3 protein-coding genes are annotated in these 2,895 nt (G+C 49.2%); all 3 read right to left on the reverse strand.

Annotated features, from left to right (window positions below; genetic code table 11):
• Positions 1-128: 128 nt before the first annotated feature.
• A complete protein-coding gene (gene crtC / locus H6F80_RS18460; RefSeq protein ID WP_190792993.1) occupies positions 129-1,037 on the reverse strand; it encodes a cyanoexosortase C in 909 nt (302 codons plus the stop codon).
• Between the two features lie 6 nt (positions 1,038-1,043).
• On the reverse strand, positions 1,044-1,658 hold the full coding sequence (gene hpsJ-C, locus H6F80_RS18465; RefSeq protein WP_190792994.1) for an HpsJ-like protein, cyanoexosortase C-associated: 615 nt from the start codon (positions 1,656-1,658) through the stop codon (positions 1,044-1,046).
• Positions 1,659-2,004: 346 nt separating this feature from the next.
• Positions 2,005-2,661 (reverse strand): PTPA-CTERM sorting domain-containing protein, encoded by a 657-nt coding sequence (locus tag H6F80_RS18470; RefSeq protein WP_190792995.1) that lies wholly within the window; start codon positions 2,659-2,661, stop codon positions 2,005-2,007.
• Positions 2,662-2,895: the final 234 nt, after the last annotated feature.

Here is a 2,895-nt window from a genome sequence, read left to right on the forward strand (position 1 = left end):
CATCAATGCTTATCAAAACAAAGCCCCCCTCATCCAGTTGTGGAAAAGGGGCAGGAGTGGGGACAATCGTTCTCCTTCCTCATTTGCTTTGAAGCAGTCTTGCCAGGATTGTGAGGAATAACTTTCGACTAAGCTGAACGGCTTGAAGTACCGTGACTACGAATTGCCATGACAATGTAGTAGTAAATTGTGAACATCGTTCCTGCAAAGATTTGCCCACCCCAGGGACCATGCCAGAACTCAAAAGCACCTTTGCCCCAATATGCCTCTGACATGGCTAACAGCATAATTCGCGGAATATTAGCAATCAGAGCCAGCGCGATTCCAACGACAACCATCAGTGTGACCTTGGCGATCGACTCCCGCATTGCAAGCCCGACGACCAAGCTGGCAATTCCCAGAATCGTTGCCATATCAAAACCGCTACAGCCCCAATCCACTCGAACCGCTCCACCAGGAAGGGCGATTGATACTGCATCAATTTGGGTTGCGGGTTGACCGATCGCCTGCAATCCCAGTGTACCGCTCCACGCCATCAGGCTTTCCAACATTTGAGGCGGCGTGAAAGTCTTCCAGAGCGTCATCCCCACGGCGGTCGGTTCTGGAAACAACCCCAGCACAATTAGGAAGGCAGGGATCGGATAGCGTCCAAACACGGCGGCTCCCCAGGTACTTAGCGCAATACCTGCAAATGTTTGAATCCAGACGATTCGCTGTATCCAGAGCGTCGTGAATCCAAACGGCAACAGCAGCAGACTGGCACCAATTAGGAAATAACCCAGCCAGCGATCACCCTCAGACGCTTCCAGGTTGGCTAGCTCCTGCCGCTGCTGCCAGAGGCGATAAAGCCCTAGACCCATTGCTGCCGCCATTAAAATTGAGCCAGAACCGTGCAGCAAGCCGTTTGCAAGCTTCGCTAGCCAGAAGGGGGTATAGCAGGCAACGATAAATAAGCCCAGCGTCACCATCCGGCTATGAGAAGTTCGCAAGCCTCGATTTAGCCATAGTTCCGCAGTTTTTGCAGTTTTCCCTTTCATAGCAGATTACCGCTGGCGGGCAGACATACCATACCGACCCAGTCCAATCAGCCCCAGCCCGATTGCAACTAGGTTAATCACGCTTGTAATTCCCGTTTTCAGCACACCCGTTTGAGCGTTTTGCTTGGCGGCTGTTGCCTGTCCTGAAAGCGTTTGAGAAGCACGCTGTAAGTCTTCTGCGGTAATATTTTGTCCCAGAGCGGCTGGATTCGACTGAGCGTTGCGAATCTGGTTTTGTACCTGAGTTTCCTGGGCACTGATATTGTTCACGGCAAGCTGGCGCAGACTGAGCGTATCTTTGATCACGAGCAAACAGGTGATCAAATAAATTCCGCCAAGAAACAGACAGAACAACGAAAACTGCTTCAGCCAGCGACGGCTATCAAAACTGCCTGCGATCGTCAGTGCGGCTCCAATTAATAGCACTAAACTCCGATCGCCAAACTGCTGCAAAAAGCTAATCCGCCAGCCTGCATCTCCAATCTGGGGCGGCAAAAACAGCACCAGCATATTCAGCGCGAAGCCAAACAGACAAACAAAGCCCACAATTTGGCAGATGCCCATCATGCGATCAGGACGTGCAGCACCAGACATCGAAGAGGGAGTAGAAGCAGAAGCCATAGGAAATTACCAAAAGTAAAAATAAACGAGGAACACAAATCAATCGAAGTTAAGCGATCGGGTTCAATGATTCAGATAAATCGCTTTTCGTTCCAGCGGGTTGAAAAAAGAAGAGAAAAGAAAACCAAAAAGTTGTTCAGGACAAGAAGTTTACTTTCCTCAATAGTTCTGCTTGACGGGGGCTTACAGCCGTCTTTCAATCGATAAGCTCAATTCGAAGATTCTGTAAGTCCCTTAAAGCATGGAAAGGAATCGAGACAAGCATTTCAGCGAATAACTAAATGACTGGAGAACACAATCTTAATTGGTTCAATGCACGACCTGAACAAAAAAGACGATCGCACCCTTAAGCTTTTGCGTTAGCCGCTTCCTTCTCAGCCTTCTCACCCTTGCGCTTCCGCAGCATTGCCGCACCAAAGCCGAGGGCAGCAGGCAAAAGAGCTGGAGTAGGAACTGCGGTAATATCAGCGGAGAACGAAGACCCCGTTAGCGAGAGTGCTCCCTGCTGAGTCGTTAGCTCTCCAAGACCAGGCAATCCAGGTGGGTTAAAGACGCCTTCGACAAGTGCTTCAAACGCCAATGTATTACCCGAACCTAATTGGAATAGATCAAAGCGAGTTAGATCAAACGCTCCTGGAGTTCCCGTTGCCAGCCCACTGATAAAGCTGGGGACAGAAGCTGTTGCCAGGCTCCATGTCGTTGCACTCGTCTGATTTAGGGTTAGATCCAGAAGTGTCAGTGGACCAGCACCAAAGGCAGGATCACTTGTAAACGGTACTACAAGCGCAGTACCAGAGGTTGTGTCAGCGAAGTCTCCAAAGTTGAACCGAATTTGACCTCCAGGCGTGCTGTCTAAGCCGTTGCCAAGATTATCAATTCTGGCACCACCAGCAAAACTAAGCTGCTTACCTACAAGCGAAACTGCTTCAGCGGGGCTAGCAATTACCCCTGCAACAACTATTGCGATGATCACCGAGCCGAAACGAACGAAGTTGAGGTTCATGATTTTCACCTTCTATAATTAACAGGGAAATGACTCATGAACGACTCAAAGACTAGGATCGAGGATAAAAGAAGTAGATAAGTCACTTCTATTGAAAGCAATGAAGACAATTTTTTGAAAACGCTCTTTGCCTTCTTCCAGGTGGAACAACTGAGTTACTCGAAACTCATTGACTCACCTCGATCGTGGGAATTTCACCTGAAGGTAGAAGCAAACACCTGATATCCTGGAGGA

The organism is Leptolyngbya sp. FACHB-711 (assembly GCF_014695615.1).
GTDB lineage: Bacteria > Cyanobacteriota > Cyanobacteriia > Elainellales > Elainellaceae > Leptolyngbya_A.

What these genes read in the sequence shown, in the direction of transcription:
- crtC (WP_190792993.1), bottom strand. Translation starts at nt 1,037, where the DNA reads ATGAAAGGGAAAACTGCAAAAACTGCGGAACTATGGCTAAATCGAGGC.
- hpsJ-C (WP_190792994.1), bottom strand. Translation starts at nt 1,658, where the DNA reads ATGGCTTCTGCTTCTACTCCCTCTTCGATGTCTGGTGCTGCACGTCCT.
- H6F80_RS18470 (WP_190792995.1), bottom strand. Translation starts at nt 2,661, where the DNA reads ATGAACCTCAACTTCGTTCGTTTCGGCTCGGTGATCATCGCAATAGTT.